Source organism: Ekhidna algicida, from assembly GCF_051379705.1.
Taxonomy (GTDB): domain Bacteria; phylum Bacteroidota; class Bacteroidia; order Cytophagales; family Cyclobacteriaceae; genus Ekhidna.
In genome coordinates this window covers 2,926,599-2,947,073 of the sequence record NZ_CP179868.1, presented here as the reverse complement: position 1 = coordinate 2,947,073, position 20,475 = coordinate 2,926,599, and the positions used below count along the sequence as shown (strand labels likewise).

The following is a 20,475-nucleotide window of genomic DNA, read 5'->3' as shown; positions in this document are numbered from 1 at the left end:
TACTGATTACCAAAAACTGATCACTGATTCACTTTCCATTGATGAGTCTCATCTTCAAACAATTCCTTTCCAAAGACAGGCACTTTCTCCTTGATTTCTTCAACTAAATAGTTACACGCCTCAATAGCAACTTTGCGATGTGCTGAAGAGGTGAAAACGAATAAGCAAAGTTCGCCAGCTTTTACTTTTCCCAAACTGTGATAAATGTGGCAACACGTCATATCATATTGTTCAAAAGCTGATTCTCTGATTTCATAAAAAACCTTCTCGGCCATTTCTTCATAAGCCGTATAATCAATTGCTTGAACAATCTTACCATCGATCTCATCCGCACGAACCTGGCCTAAAAAGATGCTATGTGCACCAATGTTGGTTTTGGATTGGTGATTGGCTATCGATTTGGCAATCTTATCCGGAGAAATTGGGCCCTCCATAAATACTTTCTTTGGTTTCTTTTCGCTCATGATATTAGTGCTTCAATTCCGCCTGCGTCTACCAAGTTATCAAATCCATATTCTTTCTCAAGAAGTGCAATCGCTTTTTTGCTTCGAATTCCAGACTGGCAATAGACATAGACTTTTTTATCACGCGGGATTTCTTTGTGGCGATCGATAAGTTGATTTAATGGAATTTCTAAAAGTTCTTGGTTGTCTGGTTTAGGTTGCTCAAAAGGCTCTCTTACATCCAGATACATGCGATCTATTTCTTTGATTGAGCACTTGGCAATTTCTAGTGCTAATGGTTCACTTTTGACGCGCTCAACACCTTTTTCATTTTTACCAAAAGAGATCAGTTGGCCTTGCATGGTAAGAGTATCAATCACTTTCAGCTTACCACTCAATGATGTCCCAATTTGCAAAATGATTTTTACAGCTTCTGCAGCTTGCATCGTTCCCATAATGCCAGGCAGCACACCCAACACGCCTGTCTCTTCGCAATTACTATTATCCTTATAATGATGTGTTGGGTACAAGCATCGGTAGGTAGGTCCATTTTGATAGTTAAATACCGACAGCTGACCCTGATACCTATAAATGGATGCACCAATGAATGGTTTACCTGCTTTTATACAACCGTCATTGATCAGGTATTTGGTTTGGAAATTGTCCGTGCCATCCAAAATGAGGTCATAGTCAGCAAACAGCTCAAGTACATTTTCCAGGTTCAATGGATGAGCATACGATCGAATGGCTATGTCTGAATTTCGTTGTTCCAACGCCTCTTTAGCTGCTTCCGCTTTTGGTCTTCCAATATCCTTTTCTGTAAATAGTATTTGCCTATGAAGGTTGGTTTCATCCACTAGATCGTGATCGATGAGTCCAATGGTGCCAACACCAGCTGCAGCCAGATACAAAGCGGCAGGACATCCTAAACCTCCGGCTCCCACAATGAGAACTTTTGCATTCTGAAGTTTGGCTTGCCCTTCCTGTCCTACTTCAGTAAGTTTGATTTGACGGTTATATCGTGAAAAATCAGCCACCTGCAAATGGAGGTAAAAAGGCCACTTCATCGCCATCGTTCAGAGTTCCTGAGGCAATTAAAGATTGATTTACTGCCAATTGGAACGAAAGATCACCAACTGCTTCATACTTATTCAAGCAAAAGGACCTTAGCTGTTCAACGCTGCTACCTACTTCTTCTATTGTCACTTTCTCCTCCGAAACACCTGCTGCTTCTGCTATTGCTCCAAAATATTTAATGGTAATGGCCATTATTCGAAACTCTTTAATCGTTCTAAATCCTCAGGCGTATCTATATCAAAATTACCCTGATCGAACCGCACTATCTTTAAAACCGATTGATGTTTTTGGATGATTTTCTTTGCTCCTTGATCTCCGTCAAGCTGCAAAAGTTCATCAAAATACTTGCTACCAAATAGTGTCGGTACACCTTTCACTTCCTCATATTCGCATGCAACAATGCTGGACTCTGATATATACAATTCAAGCAGCTCGCCTAAAAGTTCCTTACTTACAAATGGTTGATCTGAAACCTGAACTATAATCGCTTCCAGATCTGGATTCAATTCGATGGATTTCTCAACCGCAATTCTCAAGCTGCTCCCCATGCCTTCCTCCCACTGCTTATTCAAACACGTATTAAAATCGTGTAATTCGACCTGCTGCAGTACTTGGTCAGCTTTTGCGCCCAAAACCAAAACTTTGGAACTAAAGTCCAAATTGACAGTACAGTCTATGGTGTGTTGCAAAAGCTTTTTTCCCTGAAAGGAAACCAGCTGTTTTGGTTGCCCCAATCTTTTAGAGGCTCCAGCTGCTAAAATTATGATTCCTATTTTCGACGATTCACCCAATGATGATCTGTTTGAATTCATTGTTTTTCTTCCGGTGTATCGGGCCTTCCTTTTTCTTTAGCTTGCCTCCCGGAGTTTCCGTAAGTACAGACTGAATTTCGGATAAAATGGATAGCCCTATTTCAGCTGGTGTCTCTGCACCGATTTCCAATCCGACTGGTGCATGAATGATATCTAGCTGTCGTTGAGTTAGCTCAATGCCTTCAATCTTCAAGTCATCTAACATTCGCTGATATTTTTTTTCTGGACCAAGAATACCAATGTATGAAATGTCGGATTTCGTCAGCAGGACTTTGAGCACCGAAAGGTCATACTTATAATTATGTGTCATGAGCACAAACGCAGTTCGATCGGTTATTTCTACTTCTTCAAGAATCTGTTCTGGTTTAGCAACTACGACCTGGCAAGAGCTAGCAAATCTGTTACTACTTGCATGCGTTGGACGTCCATCAGTTACTACAATGTTCCAGCCAAGCAGTTCTGCCATTTGCGCTAATACCTGTGCATCGTTTCCTGCTCCCACCAAGACCAAAGTTGGCGGCTGAGTAAATACCTCCAAAAAAAGATACTGCTGATCAGCGTCGATACGGTACTCTCGAAATAGCGAAGTGTTATCGGCAAGAGCTGTTTGGCAATCAGCTATTATCTGGCTGTGTAGTTCGGATGGGAACACTTGTCCGCTTATATGCAGATTTTGATCTACGAGAAATATGGTCCCAATCTGATCTTGCGTTTTATCTAAGTGAAAGTATGTTCCAATGATCATGGATTCGTTCATGCCGATTGCATGCTTTAGCAGCTCAACAGGATTGTTATCAGCTTTAAAATTGATCGGTTCAAATAGCACCTGAATCACCCCATTACACCCAAGTTGAGCCCCAATAATCGCGTCATTTTCATCACTTGTATCATAAGTTACCAGCTTGTTTTCGCTCTTATGCAACGCGTGAAGTGCTTTCCGCAAGGCATCTCCTTCCAAACATCCTCCGCTTATTGCTCCAGTCATTAGTCCGTTTTCATCTACTAGCATACGCGCTCCGGCTCTTCGATAGGAAGACCCTTCCACATGAACCACAGTAGCGAGAACACACGACAGGCCATTTACTTTGGCTTCTTCATAGGATGTTATGATTGCATTAATCTCTCTCATTGTAACTGCATTCTCAATTGTTCTACCGAACCTCGAATGATCTGCACCGCCTTTCGTACTTCTTCTTCTGTGGTCTGCCTGCCAAGTGATATTCGTAATGAAGCATACGCTAATCGATCATTTAAACCCATGGCTTTCAATACATGTGAAGGTTCGATGACGGAAGAATTACACGCTGAACCTTGCGACACTGCCAGTCCTTTGAGTGCACGCATCAGCTTGTTACCTTCCACATTTTCAAACGAAACATTGGCAACATGTGAAAGTCTATTCGCTTTTTCTCCATTGATAGTTGTACTACCCAATTGGAGCAACTCTTTTTCCAGCCAATCCCTTAATTGACTCAGTCGTTCAATTTCATTCTCAATTAAATTATTAGCCACCTCACAAGCTTTACCAAAACCTACTATGCCAGGAACATTTTGTGTTCCTGAACGCAATCCTTTTTCATGACCTCCACCAAATGCTTGCGGCTGAAGGTTGGATTGTTTTCCAATATACAATGCTCCAACTCCCTTTGGCCCATACATTTTATGAGCGGAAAAGGCAGCCATATCGATATTCGCTTCTTCTAAATTCAATGGGGTTTTTCCAAGAGCTTGGGTAGCATCAGAAAAAAGCAAGATGTTCCTTTCTTTGCATATTTCACCTATTTCATCCATCGGTTGTAATACACCGGTCTCATTATTCGCTGACATGATACTTACCAAAAGTGTCTGATCGGAAATAGACGCTTTTAATTCATTCAAATCAATGATTCCATTTCTATCGACTTTCAGGTAAGTAATTTTCGCTCCACGTTTCTCTAACTCCTCGCAGGTATCTAGTACAGCTTTGTGCTCCGTTTTGCTGGTTATGATGTGATTCTTTTCACCTTCATTGTAGCTACCAAATAATGCAAGGTTGATTGCTTCTGTCGCTCCCGAGGTAAAGATGATTTCGGAAGGTTTTGCTCCAATGCTTTTGGCAACTTTCTCTCTTGAAATATCTATCGCCTCTTCAGCATCCCACCCAAAGGTATGCTGGACACTTGAGGCATTACCAAACTTCGAGGTGAAATAAGGTAGCATCTCCTCTAGCACCTGTTCATCCACAGGAGTAGTGGCGTTATAATCCAGATATATGGGTTGCTTGCTCATTGCTGCTAATTGACCATGAATTTAGGAATAAACTCAGGTTAGCGATTACCACTTGCATAAAATCCTGCTTTTTTGATCAGAAATTCATAACGATTGTCTTTCGATTTTAGTAATTTGAAAGAACTAACTCAATCAAAAAAATCTTATGGCGGCATTTACTATTAAGGTGAACGGAAAACAACATCAGGTTGATGTTGATTCTGACACCCCCATTCTCTGGGTACTCAGGGATCATTTAAAACTTGTTGGAACGAAATATGGATGTGGAATAGCACAATGTGGCGCATGCACCATCCATTTGAACGGCAATTCCATTCGGTCATGCTCTCTACCAATTTCAGCAGTGGGCGAACAAGAAGTAACTACTATTGAAGGACTCTCTGAAGAAGGGGATCATCCGGTTCAAAAAGCCTGGATCGAACATGATGTTCCGCAGTGTGGCTATTGTCAGGCGGGACAAATCATGAACGCTGCAGCATTTTTAGACAAGAATCCAAATCCTTCCAGTGAGGAGATCGCGACCGCAATGAATGGTAACATTTGTCGCTGTGGTACATACACCAGAATTAACAAGGCCATTCAAACGGCTGCTAAAAACGCTTAACCCACCGAATCATGACAATTGTAAAAACAGAAATCAACCGAAGATCTTTTTTGAAAGTATCTGCTGCCGGGAGTGCCGGAATCATGATCGGGTTCAATTGGCTAGCTGGCTGTGCTTCTCCAGGCGAGACTATCAGTGTACCCGAGGAGTGGTTTAATGTCAATGCATACATCACCATTGCCGACAATGGAGAGGTGACCATTATGTCACCAAACCCTGAGATTGGTCAAAATGTAAAAACTTCTATGCCGTTAATTATTGCAGAGGAGTTAGACGTAGACTGGGACATGGTGAAAGTAGAGCAAGCAGGCCTTGACACCAATAATTTTAAGAGACAGCTTGCCGGAGGAAGTCAATCCATTCGTCAGGGCTGGCAAAGCCTAAGAATGGCTGGAGCAGCTGCACGGAGACTGTTAATGGAGGCTGCTGCTAAGAAATGGCAAGTGTCATTGGCTGATCTTTCAACAGATAAAGGCATCATTAAGAATGAAAAAACCGGGGACACGATCGGCTATGGAGAAATAGCTATAGAAGCAGTATCAATCCCTGTTCCTGAAGAAATTAAGTTAAAGGATCCGAAAGACTTCAAACTTATTGGCCAAGACATCAAAAATGTAGATGCCCCAAAAATTGTTACAGGACAACCTTTATTCGGATTGGACTACATGGAGGAAGGTGCCACAATCGCGATGATTGAGCATCCTCCAGCATTTGGCATGAAGCTGAAATCTCTGGACGCTGAAGAAGCTAAAGCAATGCCCGGAATCAAGGATGTTTTCACGGTGGATACCACGGTGGGTGAGCCACAATGGTCAGATGTCAATGCATTCAAAGAGCTGGTAGTTATTACTGGTGAGAGTACTTGGCAAGTGATGAAGGCGAAGAGCAAGTTGAAAATTGATTGGGAGCAGGACACACCTGCAGAGAGCAGCGAAGACCATGCGAAAAAATTGGTAAATGCCATGTCGCAAAAAGGAGAAGTAGCCAGAGAAGATGGCAATCCTACTAAAGCTTCACAAAGCGCCGCTCAGGTCGTTGACCGAACCTTCAGCGCACCATTCCTGGCTCACAATACATTGGAACCTATGAATTTCTTTGCCAATGTCACTGCTGATCAAGCCATTCTAGTAGGACCAATTCAGACTCCAGAATACTTGAGGAAATCCGTTTCTTCCTTACTAGGAATGCCAGAAGAGAACATCTCCATTGATATGACTCGAATGGGTGGTGGGTTTGGACGAAGGCTGTATGGCCACTTTGGAGTTGAAGCGGCCGCTATTTCCAAAAAGATAGGCGGACCAGTAAAACTGATTTACAAACGAGAGGATGATCTAACGCAGGGTACTTACCGGCCGGCGTATCGAATAAACTATAAAGCAGCTCTTGATAGCGAAGGGAAGCTGATTGCTTTTCAGGCGAAAGGTGCCGGCATTCCGGGAAGCCCGCTATTTCAGGATCGATTCCCGGCAGGCACTGTGGACAATTACAAGATTGAAAACATTAACATTGACACAAACATTTCAACAGGAGCATGGCGAGCACCACGATCTAACTTTGTTGCAGGTGCCGAACAAGCATTCCTGGATGAGGTGGCAGAAGCTGCAGGTAAGGATCCAATTGATTTCAGGCTAGAGCTTTTTGATCGTGCAATAAATGATCCAGTTGGTGACCGAAACGATTATGATCCTGCACGCTATGCCGGAGTGCTAAAACTTGTGCGTGAAAAGGCTAGGTGGGACAATAAGCCTGCCGGCGTCTTTAGAGGTGTGTCAGCCTATTTCTGTCACAATTCTTATGTAGCACAAGTAGTGGACGTAATCAAAGATGGTAATGACCTAAAACTTCAAAAAGTTTGGTGCGCGGTGGATTGTGGAATTGTAGTGAACAGAGAGGGCGCCATCAACCAAATTGAAGGTGGTATTATCGACGGTATTGGTCATACGATGTACAGTCAGGTGAACTTTGATAAAGGCTCGCCCGTCCAAAATAATTTTGATCAATATCGATTGATCAGACACACTGAAGCTCCTCCAGAGATCGAGGTATTTTTCGTTGAGAATGGAATTGACCCAACCGGTTTGGGTGAGCCCTCATTGCCGCCAATTGCAGCAGCAGTAGCAAACGCGATGTACCAGGCAACCGGCAAACGTTGGTATCACCAGCCATTTATGGTGGCTGAACAGGAGGAACTGATGGAAGTAGGATGATATAGTTAACCCAAAATGGAGGCTAGCGAAAGCTGGCTTCCTTTATTTTCTAACAAGATGACAGATTGACCGTTTTTAAATTAAACCTGTGAATAAAATGAAACAGCTTTTATCAACATTCGCCCTCCTTTGCGTCATCATTTGTTATGGGCAAGAAAGCGCTAAAAAAGCATCCTTTCTCACAAAGAATCAGCCCATAGAATTGTTTCCTGATTTAAAAACTTCTGAATCAATTTCTAGCTCTTTTCAACTACAACTACCGCTAGAAGTTGACCTTAATCAGGCCTATCAATCAGATTTTATGAGTTTTATGTCAAACGACTCTCGCCTTTTGAACTACCCATCAGATGATTTTAGTCAAGCCAATGATGTGGTTTTTGGCAACTATATGAATACGTCACTCAATTTGGGAAATACTACTTTGAAGACTATCTACATTTTTGATCAAACCGGAAGGTTTGTGAATAGCAGGACAAGCTTTTCACTGAGCAAGAAGAAAAATTAGTCTTTGTGGTGAAGCACACTGCTTATCTTATGAAGTATCTGGTCAAACTTTTTTGCCCTGTTTTCCAGAGATTCATACTGATCATTTTTACGCTCATCGAGTTCAGCCAGACCGATAATATTCACTAATGGCGCTCTTACCAAATGGGCGTTGATAAATGAATACTCTAGTATTTTTTGATTTTGCCTTTCCATATTGACAAAATTTCGCTCGGCTACTTTTTCCAGGTTCTTACTTATCAATTCAACATCCCTGTTATAGAGTTCCAGTTCGGTGGTCTTAATGTTCAGTTCAGCGTTGGAATTTCGAATCGCACTATTCTGACTTTCTAGTTTACTTCTTTCATTGTCAAGTGACTTTTTGAAAACGATTAATAGCACTGCCAACATGAATAGATTTAAAATGAAATCGAAGAGCAAGCCGGTGTACTCGGCACTTCCTTCCACCGCGATCCAATCGCCTGAAATAAGTATCGCTACAGCTAGTAAAATGATTGCGAAAATAATGCTACTACGCCCCTTAGAGATTAAAATGACTAGAACAGAGACAACTGGAAATACGTACTGACCTCCACCGTTGATCCCACCTGCGGATATCCAGAAAAACGTAAATCCTGCAATAATCAAAAGGCAAAAAATATTGACTAGTAAGGCTCTCAATTGATCTGATCTGCTCAAAAAAATCATCACCAGACATATCACCAAAAAAGTGATGTCTATCGTAAGCAAAACGAAATTATCTAAAGCAATTAGATCAAAAATGATACTCGATACAAAGTATGGCACAGCTATTAGCAGTGCTGCTAAAAATAGCTGTTCCTCGAGCCCTTTTCCATTAAAGAAATTTTTAATCCACTTCATTTGATGCTCTCTTCAATTTTGTTTCTCAGCGCCTCCATTTCTTCTTTTAGATTTTCGCCTGACTTCACTACCATGGAGGCTATGTTATCCTTTTCGCCATTAAATCTTTCAACGGTATCAATCGTCTCTTGGTAAGCGTCAAAAAGCTCTGTCAAGGTTATTGAAAGATACTTTTCAACCTGCTGCTTCTGAGTTTGCAGCTTTTCGCTATCGCTCTTAATTCTCTTATCAAGACTAAGTGTAAGTTTTTCTAAAGCTTCTTTTTTCGCCAAAAGTTCTTCATTTTTTGCGCTAAGTGATTTGTTGTTTTCGTCGAGTAGGTTATTGGCAGCAGCAATCTTCTTCTTGCTTTTCTCAAACTCTGATTTTGCATAAAGGGTAAAAGCTATCACACCGACAGATGAAAATAGAAAGTTGAAACTACTCGTGTTTAAAGCGACAAAGTTTTCAAATAGATGATGTTGATATTCTATCACAATGAGACTTGTCACAATTGCTATAATCAAACTACCATTCAACATCAGAGGCATATTTCCACGTGTGGTGAAAGTGATGATAATTAAGCTGGCAAAAACATTGTTTTCGATCGAATATGCCAATCCTCTGCCATCAATAAACATAAGTGTAATGAGTGCGATAAAAGGGAAATAAAAAATGAACAAAATTGCTTTTGGAGAAGCTTCCCTTTTTAATGCAATGAGTGTTGATGCAAAAACAACAACGAAAGTAAGATCTAAATAAAAGTTTGGAAGTAATTCAACCGCCATCAGATCTCCAACTACTTCGATTGCGGATCGAATCAACCCAATAGCACAGGCTACAGCCAAAACATTAAACTCAAAATTATTTCTTCTACTTACTTTCAATCTTTCTTAGCGGTATTGCTAAATTAAGTTAACCAATATTGTTCATACGCCTACCGCATTTGCGTCAAGACATAAAAAAACATCCCCTATCTCCAGAGGATGTTTAAATCAATTATTATCTCTTTTTAAATCGAATCAATTATTTGATTGAGCGTAGCACTTGCCCGCATGGCTGCAACGGTCATTTTTTCATTTGGCTGATAATAGCCGCCAATATTTACCGGTGCTCCTTGTGCTGCTATCAACTCCTCATTAATCTTAGCTTCATTAGCAGCTAATTCACGAACGACAGATTCAAAAGTAGACTTCAATTCTGCATCTTCATCCTGACTTGCAAGCATCTCTGCCCAATACATAGCTAGATAGAAGTGACTTCCTCTGTTGTCGATTTCATTTACTTTTCGTGAAGGTGATTTGTTTTCCTCCAGTAGTTTGGAGGTAGCATTATCCAATGCTTCTCCAAGTACCCTGGCACGCTCGTTTCCATACTTTTCTCCGAGGTGCTCAAGCGAAACGGCTAAAGCTAGAAATTCACCTAGCGAATCCCATCTCAGGTGGCCTTCCTGTACAAACTGCTGAACGTGTTTGGGAGCAGACCCTCCTGCACCTGTTTCGAACAATCCTCCTCCATTCATCAATGGGACTATGGAAAGCATCTTGGCACTTGTTCCTACTTCCAGAATTGGAAATAGGTCAGTCAGATAGTCTCTTAATACATTTCCTGTCACAGAGATGGTATCTTCTCCTTTTCTAATCCTGTCTACTGAAAACTGGGTCGCCTCTACCGGAGACATGATGCGAATGTCCAATCCTGCGGTATCATAATCTTTCAGGTAGGTTTCAACCTTTTTGATTAATTCGGAATCATGAGCTCGATTCTTATCTAACCAAAATATAGCCGGAACTCCTGTTGCCTTTGCTCGATTCACGGCAAGTTTCACCCAGTCCTGTATAGGCGCGTCTTTCACCTGACACATTCTGAAAATGTCGCCAACCTCAACCGATTGTTCCAATAGCACATTGCCTACTGCATCTTCCACTTGCACCTTTCCCGCCGAGTCAAACTGAAATGTCTTGTCGTGGGAACCGTATTCTTCAGCTTTCTGAGCCATCAGACCTACATTTGGCACACTGCCCATTGTAGTGGGGTCGTATGCACCATTTTTCTTGCAGTCTTCAATCACCGCCTGATAAACACCTGAATACGAACGGTCTGGAATTACGGCTTTTGCGTCTTGCGTTTGATTGTCTTTGTTCCACATCTGACCAGATGTACGAATCATTGCTGGCATCGATGCATCGATGATTACATCACTTGGTACATGAAGGTTAGTAATTCCTTTGTCAGAATTTACCATCGCTAAGGAAGGTCTTGTCTCATAGACTCTCTCTATTTCTTCCTTGATCTCTTTTTGCTTAGACTCATCCAGTGATTGGATCTTATTATATACATCTCCAATGCCACTGGCAGTATCTACTCCCAATTCTTCAAATAATGCCGCGTATTTTTCAAAAACATCTTTATAATAGACTTCTACAGCAGCGCCAAAGATGATGGGATCTGAAACCTTCATCATGGTCGCCTTCATATGAAGAGAAAACAAAATATTTTTCTCCTTTGCGTCGGCGATTTCTGCAGCAATGAAAGACTTAAGCTTTGCCATGTTCATTACTGAAGCGTCGATTACCTCACCGGAAAGAATAGGGAAACTATCCTTTAGTGTTTTAGACTGACCATCGTCTCCTACAAAATTGATTTTAACCTGTGTTTCATTTGCCACGGTAGTAGACCTCTCACTTCCGTAAAAATCCCCGTCACTCATACTAGCCACATGAGTTTTGGAATCTGAGTTCCACTTACCCATGCTGTGTGGAAATTTTCTGGCAAAGTTTTTTACTGCTTTAGGTGCCCTTCTATCCGAGTTACCTTCCCGGAGCACAGGATTAACAGCGCTACCTTTCACTTTATCATAACGAGCCTTAATGTCTTTTTCCTTTTCATCTTTTGGCTCTTCTGGATAGTCTGGCAAAGCATATCCTTGCGACTGTAGTTCCTTAATTGCTGCCATCAACTGTGGAGTTGATGCACTGATATTGGGTAGTTTAATGATGTTAGCTTCAGGAGTTTTGGCAATTTCTCCCAACTCAGCCAATGCATCATCCATTCGCTGATCTTCGGAAAGTAACTCAGAGAAAACAGCAATAATACGACCTGCTAATGAAATGTCTCTTGTTTCCACATTTACATCTGCTTTCCCCGCAAAGGCCTTGATGATTGGAAGTAGTGATTTTGTAGCCAAAGCTGGCGCTTCGTCTGTGTGCGTGTATATGATCTTTGCCATTGAAATTCTTCTTTTTTAAAGGTTAGTAACTCTCTTTTTCGTTGGGGAATTTTTGGGATTTAATGTCGGACACGTAATTCTCAAATGCGCCTTTCATGATCGTATTCAGATCTGCATATTGGCGTAGAAAACGTGGTTTAAAGTCTTGTGTGATGCCTAACATGTCATGTACTACCAATACCTGACCGTCTGTGTCCGGCCCTGCTCCGATACCGATTGTTGGGATAGAAATCGCCTCGGAAACTTTTTTTGCCAACTTGGAAGGTATTTTCTCCAATACAATGGCAAAGCATCCAAGTTCTTCCAGAAGCTTAGCATCATCTATGAGTTTTTGAGCTTCGGCCTCCTCTTTGGCTCGCACGGTATATGTTCCAAATTTATAAATAGACTGAGGAGTTAGTCCTAAGTGACCCATGACCGGAATTCCGGCTGATAATACCCGGGATACACTTTCCTTTATTTCAACTCCACCTTCCATTTTCACAGCATGACCACCCGATTCTTTCATGATTCGAATGCAGGAGCGTAGTGCTTCAGAGGAGCTTCCCTGATAGCTTCCGAAAGGCACGTCAACGACGACTAATGCTCGATTTACTGCTTTAACCACCGATGTGGCGTGCCAGATCATGTGATCCAGTGTGATCGGAAGGGTGGTTTCATTTCCCGCCATAACATTGGAAGCGCTATCACCTACCAGTATGACATCTACTCCAGCCTGATCAATGATCTTAGCCATAGAATAATCATAGGCTGTCAGCATGGATATTTTCTCACCTTTAGCTTTCATTTCCTGAAGCTGGTGGGTGGTTACTATTTTAATATTTCCGTGTATACTCATGGCATAAAATGGATGCGCAATTTACATAATCAGAGCCTCACCATAAAATGATGCTAACCGTCTTCCAACAATTGATTTGATGTAAATTGCCTAAATCATTAATTAAAGGTATGAAACTGATTTCGCTAACGTTTGTGTTAATTTCTATCTTAGTTTCTAACTGTCAGGAAGAAGTGCAAAGTTCAGATATACAAAAAATTACTTTTGGAACAAGCTTCGGGATGTGTGCAGGTTATTGCACTCAAACCCTCGAATTATCTGATGGACAAGCAATAAAAACAGTTATCCCCAGAGTGAATCCAGAGCTCGAAGAAAGGAGTTGCGAGAAATCTATTGAACTTTTCGAATCAATCTCATCAAAAATCAACCTGCCTGATTTTTACTTACTGGAAGAAACAATCGGATGTCCCGATTGCGCCGACGGAGGTGCCGAATGGATTGAAATAACGACTCCTAATGGTTCAAAGAAAGTGACATATGAATTTGGTAAAGAGCCCAATTCTGTCAAATCATTTATCAATGACTTGAGAAAACTATATGATGAGCTTGGCGAATGTGATGACTGATAAGAATTTCCTAAAGACAACAAAAGAAGTTTGTACGGGAATTAATTTGATATTTCTATTTTAACTAAAACTTGAATTCTCAATCAATATGAAAGCACCATTTATTTCTGACCTATCTCTGCCCGTTGTAGCTGCACCCATGTTTCTCATCTCTGGGCCAAAAATGGTCATCGAGTGTTGTAAAAATGGAATTGTTGGCACCTTCCCTGCGCTTAATAATCGATCCACTGAAGGTTTTGAGGAATGGGTATTAGAAATAAAAGAGGAATTATCACGATGGGAAAAAGAAACCGGAAAAAAAGCTGCACCTTTTGGCGTGAATCTCATCGTTCATAAAACCAATCCACGTCTGGAAGCAGACTTAGAGATTGTTGTAAAACATCAGGTTCCTTTAATCATCACCTCACTCGGGGCAGTAACGCAACTGGTGGATGCTGTGCATAGTTATGGTGGACTTGTATTTCACGATGTAATTATGAAAAGGCATGCGGAGAAAGCTGCGCAGGCTGGAGTAGACGGATTAATACTCGTTTGTGCTGGTGCTGGCGGACATGCAGGAACTCTAAATCCTATGCCTTTCGTTGGTGAAATTCGAAAGTTTTTTAACAAAACGATTCTATTATCAGGATGTATCTCTACCGGAAGAGATGTAGCATCTGCTATGCAAATGGGTGCAGACCTTGCCTACATGGGCACTCGGTTTATTAATACCACAGAAAGCGAAGCACCAGTAGAATATCGCAAAATGATCATGGATGCTGGAGCATCTGATATTGTGTATACAGCTGCTGTTTCCGGTGTTCATGCCAATTTCCTCAGACCTAGTCTGGAAGCCATGGGAATAACAGAAGACATGTGGAAGCAATCAGCTAAAGTTGATTTTGGTGAAGAGCTATCCGCAAATGACGAGGCAAAAGCCTGGAAAACCATTTGGTCAGCTGGACAAGGTGTCACTAAAATTGATGATTCACCTAGCGTGGGTAAGCTTGTTGATCGATTGAAAGATGAATTTAGGAGTGCAATAGAGGAGCAGTCTGAACTCTTAAAGAAGTATTAAGCCTTCCATTTGATGCTACAACCAATGCTTGGTTTCTGATCCTTTGCTTGTGGCTCATCTTCGAGATGAGCTTCCAGTGCATTGATCAGGTCATCTCCGGTAACAGGCTCGGGATTCCCTGGTGTACTTGCATCAAATCTACCTCGGTAGATACATTTCATTTCTTCATCAAACAGGTAGAATTCAGGCGTGCATGCAGCCTGATAGGCTTTTGCTACCTCTTGAGTTTCGTCATATAAATACGGAAAACAGAATTCAAACTCCTCAGCTTGTGCTTTCAAGCCTTCAGGAGCGTCATTTGGATGAGCCGTTGCATCATTGGAACTGATAGCAACAAAGCCAATTTTTTGATCTGAATACTGGCGAGCAATGACTGCAATTTCTTCTTCAATATTTTTTACATATGGACAATGAGCACAGATAAACATAACAACAACTCCATATTCTGAGCGTACATCCTCCAGTGTTTTATTCTTACCTGATGTTACATCCGGAAGATCAAAATCAGGGGCTACTGTACCTAGAGGCATCATATTGGATTCTGCTGCGGCCATACTGTCGAATTGATTATTTTTAAATCTGAGCTAAAAGTTAATACATCACAAAACATGAAAAAATTCCTAACCGTTGTTTTCACTTCTTTGATCTTTCATATTTCAATATCGCAGATCACCCCGGCACCTTCCAGAACTGTCGGAGAAGGCCCCTATGACATGACAATTATTCGAGGAGCTACGCTTATAAACGGCAATGGAGCGCCACCTATCGGACCTGTCGACATTGTCATTGAAAAAAATAAGATTACGAAAGTTCAGGTGGTTGGTTACCCGGGTGTAGAAATAAATCCCGAGAGAAGACCCAAACTTGAAGGAAATGGTACGGAAATAGATGCTGAAGGCATGTATGTACTGCCGGGTTTTGTGGACATGCATGGCCACATAGGAGGAACTAGCCAAGGTACACCTGCAGAATATGTATTCAAGTTATGGATGGCACATGGTATCACCACGGTACGCGATCCATCAGCGGGAAATGGATTGGATTGGGTACTCAGACACAAAAATCGAAGTGCTGCTAATGAAATAAGTGCACCTAGAATTCTAGCCTATACTTCATTTGGTCAGAATTTGGAGGAAGTGAAAGTAGTCAGAAACCTTCCCGGTGAGCGATCAGTCTCTAGCGAAGTGCTAAAAGGTCCAATTACCAATGCGGAAGAAGCTATTTCCTGGGTTCGGGCTAACTATCGGCGTGGTGCTGATGGAATCAAATTCTTTGGGGCATCACCAGAAGTAATGGAGGCGGCCTTGAAGGAGAATAAGCGACTCGGCTTACGATCGGCTTGTCACCATGCTCAGCTCAACGTAGGCTGGTGGAATGTACTGAACTCTGCTGAAGCCGGGCTTACGTCTATGGAACATTGGTATGGATTACCGGAAGCAATGTTTGATGATAGAGTTGTTCAGGACTACCCTGTTGATTATAATTATCAAAACGAGCAGGATCGATTTGGAGAGGCAGGAAAACTTTGGCAGCAAGCAGCAAAGCCGTATTCTGAAAAATGGAATGAAGTTATGAATCGACTGTTGGAACTGGACTTTACTTTGGATCCAACCTTCAACATTTATGAAGCAAGTCGTGACCTGATGCGCTCAAGAAATGCGGATTGGCACAATGATTACACGCTACCCTCGCTTTGGAAATTTTATCAGCCCAGTAAAGTATCGCATGGATCCTACTGGCATTTTTGGGGTACGGAAGAAGAAGTAGCATGGAAAGAGAATTATAAACTCTGGATGACCTTTGTCAATGAATATAAGAATCGTGGTGGACGGGTAACTACCGGCTCGGATTCCGGCTTCATTTTCCAGCTATATGGGTTTGCCTACATCCGAGAGTTAGAGCTTTTGCGAGAAGCAGGTTTTCATCCCCTGGAAGTCATCCGTTCAGCCACATTGATGGGTGCTCAGGCGCTCGGAATGGAAAAAGAAATTGGTACAGTAGAGGTAGGGAAAATGGCTGACCTGGTCGTTGTAGAAGAAAACCCATTGGCTAACTTGAAAGTACTTTATGGAACTGGCGCAATTAAGCTAACTGAGGATAATGAGATTACAAGAGTTGGCGGTGTGAGGTATACGATTAAAGATGGTGTGATTTATGATGCCAGAGAGCTCTTGAAAGAAGTGAGGGAAATGGTGAAAGAAGCCAAGAACGGCGAAGAATTAAAACAACCCGGATATCCGAACTGGAAAGAATAAAAAATCAATGAAAAAAATCCACCTAATCATAATCGTAGCACTATTTTTTCAATGCCAATCAAGTAGCGATTCGATCAATCGTGTCTCAAACGAACCTGGCTCAATAGCTGAAAAGGATCCAACAAAGATCTACAACTTCATGGGCGAAGAGCTGCCTCCCAAACAACTAACTGAGAGTGCGAAACAGAAGTTAGAAGCAAACCTCATCGAGGCTAAGGCCAATCTCGACGCAAATCCCGATAGCCTTGAATTAATTATTTGGCATGGCCGAAGGCTCGCTTATTTAGGAAGGTATCTCGAAGCAATTAATGCTTTCACAGCAGGTCTTGAGAAGTTTCCAACTTCCTACAAGCTCAGAAGACATAGAGGCCATCGCTACATTTCCACACGGCAGTTGGACAAAGCGATTACAGATTTTGAAATGGCAGCCTATTATAGCGTAGGTGCTCCAAATGCAACAGAACCTGATGGAATTCCAAACAAGCTTAATAAGCCATTGGGGAATGATAAGTTCAATATTTGGTATCACTATGGATTAGCACATTATCTCAACGGAAGGTATGACAAGGCAATTTCTGCTTACAAAAAATGTATGGAGTTTAGCGACAATGACGATTTATTGACAGCCACTACCTACTGGTTATACATGACATACAAAAAGATTGGCAATGCAGAACTTGCAGAGCCGCTGCTTGAGCCAATAAATGCTAAAATGAAGATGGTAGAAAATGATGTTTACCTGGATCTACTGCTACTATTCAAAGGAGTAAAAAGTGCCGATGACTTAATGAAAAAGGCATTTCCAGAAGTAGGAAGCCTTGACCCTACCATGGGTTATGGCATTGGGAATTGGTATCAGCAGCAAGGTGATATCGATAATGCCAATGAGGTATTTTTGAAAGTACTGGAAAGTCCAAGCTGGGATGCCTTTGGATACATCGCAGCAGAGGCAGAACTTACTGCTGCGTTTCCTGTCCCAGTCTCATGATCTCATTACGAAGCTGAATGGCGACATTGGGGTAATCGGTGATTATTCCATCTACTCCCGCATTCAACATTTTCACCATGTCCTCACGATCATTTACCGGGTAGGCATGTACCTCATATCCTTTGGCATGCATTTGAAAAATACGTCTTGGAGATAAAGTCTCCCACTGCGGATTGATCGCCTTCATTCGGTTGCTTTCTTTAGCCCTTCCCATGTGAATTCTGGTTTCAACATAAAAAGCAATAAGTGGTGCCGAATCTTCACCGATTATAAGTGCTTTTGTCTGGATGAGTGGATCCAGTACGTGAACTTCATCCAGATACTTTGGCTCATACGATTGCAGAATAATCCAACTCTCCCCATCCTCTTCACTTAGTACTACATCTACTAACTTCTGTGCAAAATCGTGATAGTGCGGATGATCCATGTGCTTGATCTCTATTAGCACTGTAACTCTGCCGTCCACAAAGTCTAAAACTTCTTGAAGGGTTGGAATTTTTTCATTTTTGTATTGGGAATCAAACCATGAGCCTACCTCAAATTGCTTAATCTCTGCGAGCGTATAATCGTGCACATCACCCGTGACAGGATTGCCTAAGGTATCTCTGGTGACACGATCAAGTCTTTGATCATGAAATACAATGATTTCTTCATCCTTTGTGTGGCGTACATCCAATTCGATTTGATCTACTCCCAGCTCAATGGCCTTCTTGAAAGAAGCCATCGTGTTCTCAGGTGCTAAACCTGAAGCCCCTTTATGAGCTATTATTTGAAACTCTTTGCCTGCCAGGCGATCAATATTCGTACTGGCAAATAAATGACGGTACAGATAAGGCTCAAACAGCGACAATGCTCCGAACAATATGAAAAACGGCGCGGAGTAAAGTAAAAACTTCTTAGTCATTAGGGTGATTATTTAGACTGGAAAAGTTACTAAAAAAGTACCAAAAGCTACGATTTTGTTGGTTCAACCAAATTTAAACCTAACTCATCAAGCTGTTCATTTGAAATATTTGAAGGTGAATCAATCATCACATCTCTTCCAGCATTATTCTTAGGAAAGGCAATAAAGTCTCTAATGCTTTGCTCACCAGCCATAATTGCACATAAACGATCGAAACCAAAAGCTACACCTCCATGCGGTGGAGCTCCATATTCGAACGCGCCCATCAAAAATCCGAATTGTGCTTCTGCCTCTTCCTTACTGAAGCCTAATACTTCAAACATTCTCGCCTGCATATCCCGATCATGGATTCGTATAGAGCCTCCACCAGCCTCAACACCATTGATAACCATATCGTAGGCATTGGCACGAACTGCACCTGGATCTGTTGCTAGTTTTTCTACATCTTCAGGCTTTGGAGCTGTAAATGGGTGATGCATGGCGTGATACCTGTCGGTTTCTTCATCCCACTCCAGCAAAGGAAAATCAAGCACCCAAGCGGCTGCTACTTTATTCTTATCTCTCAAGCCCAGTCGCTCTCCCATTTCCAGTCGGAGTTCATTTAGTGCTTTTCGAGTCTGATCAGTTTCTCCTGCCAGAATTAGCAGTAAGTCACCAGGTTTAGCTTCAAATTTGTCTGCCAATCTCTTCAGAGCCTCCTGATCGAAAAATTTGTCTACCGAAGACTTAAACGTACCGTCTTCATTACACTTTACATACACGAGTCCTTTAGCTCCTATCTGAGGTTTTTTCACAAAGTCGGTGAGTCCATCCAGCTGTTTTCTTGTATACTCGGCGCATCCTGTGGCATTGATTCCAACAACCAACTCAGCACTATCGAACACAACAAATCCTTCTCCTTGAGTCAACTCGTTTAGTTCACAGAATTCCATACCAAAACGAAGATCCGGCTTGTCGGAACCATACTTAGTCATCGCTTCATCGTAGCTAATACGCTGAAAGTTTTCCAACTCGATTCCTTTGATTTCTTTGTATAGGAATTTCGTCATCCCTTCGAAAGTTTGAAGAATATCTTCCTGCTCTACAAACGTCATCTCACAATCTATCTGAGTAAATTCAGGCTGCCGATCTGCACGCAAATCCTCATCTCTAAAGCACTTTACGATCTGAAAGTATCGATCCATTCCTGCCACCATAAGCAACTGCTTAAATGTTTGCGGAGATTGAGGCAGCGCATAAAATTGATTTTCATTCATTCGAGACGGCACTACAAAATCTCTAGCGCCTTCCGGTGTTGATTTTATCAAATAAGGAGTTTCCACTTCAAAGAAATTCTCTCCATCCAAGTATTCTCGTACTTTCTGCATCATAGTGTGACGCAACTGAAGTTTCTCCCTCACTGGATTTCTTCTGATATCCAGATACCTATATTTCATGCGAAGATCTTCGCCACCATCTGTTTCATCCTCAATAGTAAATGGTGGGACTTTTGATGCATTTAATATTTCCAGCTTATTCACGCGAATCTCCACATCTCCGGTCGGCATCTTGTCATTCTTTGAATAACGCTCCACTACTTCACCTGCGGCCTTCACCACAAACTCTCTGCCTATCTTCTTTGCTTGGTCAATAATAGCTTGATCCGTTACGCCTTCTTCAAAAATCAATTGTGTGATTCCGTATCGGTCTCTTAGATCAATCCATACTACGCCTCCTTTATCGCGCTGCTTTTGCACCCAGCCGCAAAGTGTTACTGTTTGCCCTACATGTTCCGATCGTAATTCTCCACAAGTGTGTGTGCGTAGCATAAATCCTCTGTTAGTCTATGAATCTGAAAATAAAGGCGCAAAGGTAGGTTCATCGCCTGAAAATACCCGCCAAGT

At 41.8% G+C, this 20,475-nt stretch carries 20 protein-coding genes; 7 read left to right on the top strand and 13 right to left on the bottom strand.

From position 1 onward, the window contains the following. Positions 1 to 20: 20 nt before the first annotated feature. Genes ACL8WY_RS12980 through ACL8WY_RS12955 form a run of 6 tightly spaced genes read right to left on the bottom strand, consistent with a single transcriptional unit; the run spans position 21 to position 4,600 of the window. The gene (locus tag ACL8WY_RS12980; protein WP_436515187.1) at positions 21 to 464 is read right to left on the bottom strand and encodes a molybdenum cofactor biosynthesis protein MoaE; all 444 of its coding nucleotides are present in this window, start codon (positions 462 to 464) and stop codon (positions 21 to 23) included. Continuing rightward, positions 461 to 1,510, bottom strand: a complete 1,050-nt coding sequence (moeB, locus tag ACL8WY_RS12975; protein WP_436515186.1) for a molybdopterin-synthase adenylyltransferase MoeB — start codon at positions 1,508 to 1,510, stop codon at positions 461 to 463. The genes ACL8WY_RS12980 and moeB overlap by 4 nt, the downstream gene beginning before the upstream one ends. After that, entirely contained in the window at positions 1,473 to 1,712 is a 240-nt protein-coding gene (locus tag ACL8WY_RS12970; protein WP_436515185.1) for a MoaD/ThiS family protein, read from the bottom strand. Before ACL8WY_RS12970 ends, moeB begins: the two co-directional genes overlap by 38 nt. Beyond that, entirely contained in the window at positions 1,712 to 2,311 is a 600-nt protein-coding gene (locus ACL8WY_RS12965) for a nucleotidyltransferase family protein (RefSeq protein WP_436515184.1), read from the bottom strand. The genes ACL8WY_RS12970 and ACL8WY_RS12965 overlap by 1 nt, the downstream gene beginning before the upstream one ends. Further along, positions 2,304 to 3,461: an XdhC family protein gene (locus tag ACL8WY_RS12960; RefSeq protein WP_436515183.1), complete on the bottom strand. Its 1,158-nt coding sequence runs from the start codon at positions 3,459 to 3,461 to the stop codon at positions 2,304 to 2,306. The genes ACL8WY_RS12965 and ACL8WY_RS12960 overlap by 8 nt, the downstream gene beginning before the upstream one ends. Next, the gene (locus ACL8WY_RS12955) at positions 3,458 to 4,600 is read right to left on the bottom strand and encodes a cysteine desulfurase family protein (protein WP_436515182.1); all 1,143 of its coding nucleotides are present in this window, start codon (positions 4,598 to 4,600) and stop codon (positions 3,458 to 3,460) included. Before ACL8WY_RS12955 ends, ACL8WY_RS12960 begins: the two co-directional genes overlap by 4 nt. A 145-nt stretch (positions 4,601 to 4,745) precedes the next feature. Here ACL8WY_RS12955 and ACL8WY_RS12950 point away from each other — a divergent pair, with 145 nt between their 5' ends. The 3 genes from ACL8WY_RS12950 (at position 4,746) to ACL8WY_RS12940 (ending at position 7,916) form a co-directional block, all read left to right on the top strand. Next, entirely contained in the window at positions 4,746 to 5,204 is a 459-nt protein-coding gene (locus tag ACL8WY_RS12950; protein ID WP_436515181.1) for a (2Fe-2S)-binding protein, read from the top strand. Positions 5,205 to 5,215: 11 nt separating this feature from the next. Beyond that, positions 5,216 to 7,411, top strand: a complete 2,196-nt coding sequence (locus ACL8WY_RS12945; RefSeq protein ID WP_436515180.1) for a molybdopterin cofactor-binding domain-containing protein — start codon at positions 5,216 to 5,218, stop codon at positions 7,409 to 7,411. A 97-nt stretch (positions 7,412 to 7,508) separates the two neighbouring features. Next, on the top strand, positions 7,509 to 7,916 hold the full coding sequence (locus ACL8WY_RS12940; protein WP_436515179.1) for a hypothetical protein: 408 nt from the start codon (positions 7,509 to 7,511) through the stop codon (positions 7,914 to 7,916). Here the strand turns inward: ACL8WY_RS12940 and ACL8WY_RS12935 are convergent. The 4 genes from ACL8WY_RS12935 to panB all read right to left on the bottom strand — a co-directional run bounded on the left by ACL8WY_RS12935 (position 7,913) and on the right by panB (position 12,822). Continuing rightward, entirely contained in the window at positions 7,913 to 8,776 is an 864-nt protein-coding gene (locus ACL8WY_RS12935) for a hypothetical protein (protein ID WP_436515178.1), read from the bottom strand. The two genes, ACL8WY_RS12940 and ACL8WY_RS12935, sit on opposite strands and share 4 nt — an antisense overlap. Next, the gene (locus tag ACL8WY_RS12930) at positions 8,773 to 9,642 is read right to left on the bottom strand and encodes a hypothetical protein (protein ID WP_436515177.1); all 870 of its coding nucleotides are present in this window, start codon (positions 9,640 to 9,642) and stop codon (positions 8,773 to 8,775) included. Before ACL8WY_RS12930 ends, ACL8WY_RS12935 begins: the two co-directional genes overlap by 4 nt. Before the next feature lie 125 nt (positions 9,643 to 9,767). Continuing rightward, positions 9,768 to 11,984: an NADP-dependent isocitrate dehydrogenase gene (locus tag ACL8WY_RS12925; protein WP_436515176.1), complete on the bottom strand. Its 2,217-nt coding sequence runs from the start codon at positions 11,982 to 11,984 to the stop codon at positions 9,768 to 9,770. Between the two features lie 22 nt (positions 11,985 to 12,006). After that, on the bottom strand, positions 12,007 to 12,822 hold the full coding sequence (gene panB / locus ACL8WY_RS12920) for a 3-methyl-2-oxobutanoate hydroxymethyltransferase (RefSeq protein WP_436515175.1): 816 nt from the start codon (positions 12,820 to 12,822) through the stop codon (positions 12,007 to 12,009). Between the two features lie 110 nt (positions 12,823 to 12,932). Between panB and ACL8WY_RS12915 the strand changes: the two genes are divergently transcribed. Together ACL8WY_RS12915 and ACL8WY_RS12910 are read left to right on the top strand one after the other, a co-directional pair. Continuing rightward, positions 12,933 to 13,388, top strand: a complete 456-nt coding sequence (locus tag ACL8WY_RS12915; RefSeq protein WP_436515174.1) for a hypothetical protein — start codon at positions 12,933 to 12,935, stop codon at positions 13,386 to 13,388. An 88-nt stretch (positions 13,389 to 13,476) separates the two neighbouring features. Beyond that, positions 13,477 to 14,445: an NAD(P)H-dependent flavin oxidoreductase gene (locus ACL8WY_RS12910; protein ID WP_436515173.1), complete on the top strand. Its 969-nt coding sequence runs from the start codon at positions 13,477 to 13,479 to the stop codon at positions 14,443 to 14,445. Here ACL8WY_RS12910 and ACL8WY_RS12905 read toward each other — a convergent pair. Then, on the bottom strand, positions 14,442 to 14,999 hold the full coding sequence (locus ACL8WY_RS12905; protein WP_436515172.1) for a thioredoxin family protein: 558 nt from the start codon (positions 14,997 to 14,999) through the stop codon (positions 14,442 to 14,444). The two genes, ACL8WY_RS12910 and ACL8WY_RS12905, sit on opposite strands and share 4 nt — an antisense overlap. A 54-nt stretch (positions 15,000 to 15,053) precedes the next feature. Here ACL8WY_RS12905 and ACL8WY_RS12900 point away from each other — a divergent pair, with 54 nt between their 5' ends. Further along, on the top strand, positions 15,054 to 16,700 hold the full coding sequence (locus tag ACL8WY_RS12900; RefSeq protein ID WP_436515171.1) for an amidohydrolase family protein: 1,647 nt from the start codon (positions 15,054 to 15,056) through the stop codon (positions 16,698 to 16,700). Positions 16,701 to 16,707: 7 nt separating this feature from the next. After that, positions 16,708 to 17,688, top strand: coding sequence for a tetratricopeptide repeat protein (locus tag ACL8WY_RS12895; RefSeq protein ID WP_436515170.1), 981 nt, complete (start codon positions 16,708 to 16,710; stop codon positions 17,686 to 17,688). Here the strand turns inward: ACL8WY_RS12895 and ACL8WY_RS12890 are convergent. Then, a complete protein-coding gene (locus ACL8WY_RS12890; RefSeq protein ID WP_436515169.1) occupies positions 17,657 to 18,592 on the bottom strand; it encodes a glycerophosphodiester phosphodiesterase in 936 nt (311 codons plus the stop codon). The genes ACL8WY_RS12895 and ACL8WY_RS12890 overlap by 32 nt on opposite strands. Positions 18,593 to 18,639: 47 nt before the next feature. Further along, complete coding sequence (aspS, locus tag ACL8WY_RS12885) at positions 18,640 to 20,400, bottom strand: aspartate--tRNA ligase (RefSeq protein WP_436515168.1); 1,761 nt, start codon at positions 20,398 to 20,400, stop codon at positions 18,640 to 18,642. Positions 20,401 to 20,475: the final 75 nt, after the last annotated feature.

Coding starts and splice junctions, on each gene's coding strand:
- ACL8WY_RS12980 (WP_436515187.1), bottom strand. CDS start 464: ATGAGCGAAAAGAAACCAAAGAAAGTATTTATGGAGGGCCCAATTTCT.
- ACL8WY_RS12945 (WP_436515180.1), top strand. CDS start 5,216: ATGACAATTGTAAAAACAGAAATCAACCGAAGATCTTTTTTGAAAGTA.
- ACL8WY_RS12940 (WP_436515179.1), top strand. CDS start 7,509: ATGAAACAGCTTTTATCAACATTCGCCCTCCTTTGCGTCATCATTTGT.
- ACL8WY_RS12955 (WP_436515182.1), bottom strand. CDS start 4,600: ATGAGCAAGCAACCCATATATCTGGATTATAACGCCACTACTCCTGTG.
- ACL8WY_RS12910 (WP_436515173.1), top strand. CDS start 13,477: ATGAAAGCACCATTTATTTCTGACCTATCTCTGCCCGTTGTAGCTGCA.
- ACL8WY_RS12950 (WP_436515181.1), top strand. CDS start 4,746: ATGGCGGCATTTACTATTAAGGTGAACGGAAAACAACATCAGGTTGAT.
- ACL8WY_RS12895 (WP_436515170.1), top strand. CDS start 16,708: ATGAAAAAAATCCACCTAATCATAATCGTAGCACTATTTTTTCAATGC.
- ACL8WY_RS12960 (WP_436515183.1), bottom strand. CDS start 3,461: ATGAGAGAGATTAATGCAATCATAACATCCTATGAAGAAGCCAAAGTA.
- moeB (WP_436515186.1), bottom strand. CDS start 1,510: ATGAAGTGGCCTTTTTACCTCCATTTGCAGGTGGCTGATTTTTCACGA.
- ACL8WY_RS12935 (WP_436515178.1), bottom strand. CDS start 8,776: ATGAAGTGGATTAAAAATTTCTTTAATGGAAAAGGGCTCGAGGAACAG.
- ACL8WY_RS12890 (WP_436515169.1), bottom strand. CDS start 18,592: ATGACTAAGAAGTTTTTACTTTACTCCGCGCCGTTTTTCATATTGTTC.
- ACL8WY_RS12925 (WP_436515176.1), bottom strand. CDS start 11,984: ATGGCAAAGATCATATACACGCACACAGACGAAGCGCCAGCTTTGGCT.
- aspS (WP_436515168.1), bottom strand. CDS start 20,400: ATGCTACGCACACACACTTGTGGAGAATTACGATCGGAACATGTAGGG.
- ACL8WY_RS12970 (WP_436515185.1), bottom strand. CDS start 1,712: ATGGCCATTACCATTAAATATTTTGGAGCAATAGCAGAAGCAGCAGGT.
- panB (WP_436515175.1), bottom strand. CDS start 12,822: ATGAGTATACACGGAAATATTAAAATAGTAACCACCCACCAGCTTCAG.
- ACL8WY_RS12900 (WP_436515171.1), top strand. CDS start 15,054: ATGAAAAAATTCCTAACCGTTGTTTTCACTTCTTTGATCTTTCATATT.
- ACL8WY_RS12905 (WP_436515172.1), bottom strand. CDS start 14,999: ATGGCCGCAGCAGAATCCAATATGATGCCTCTAGGTACAGTAGCCCCT.
- ACL8WY_RS12915 (WP_436515174.1), top strand. CDS start 12,933: ATGAAACTGATTTCGCTAACGTTTGTGTTAATTTCTATCTTAGTTTCT.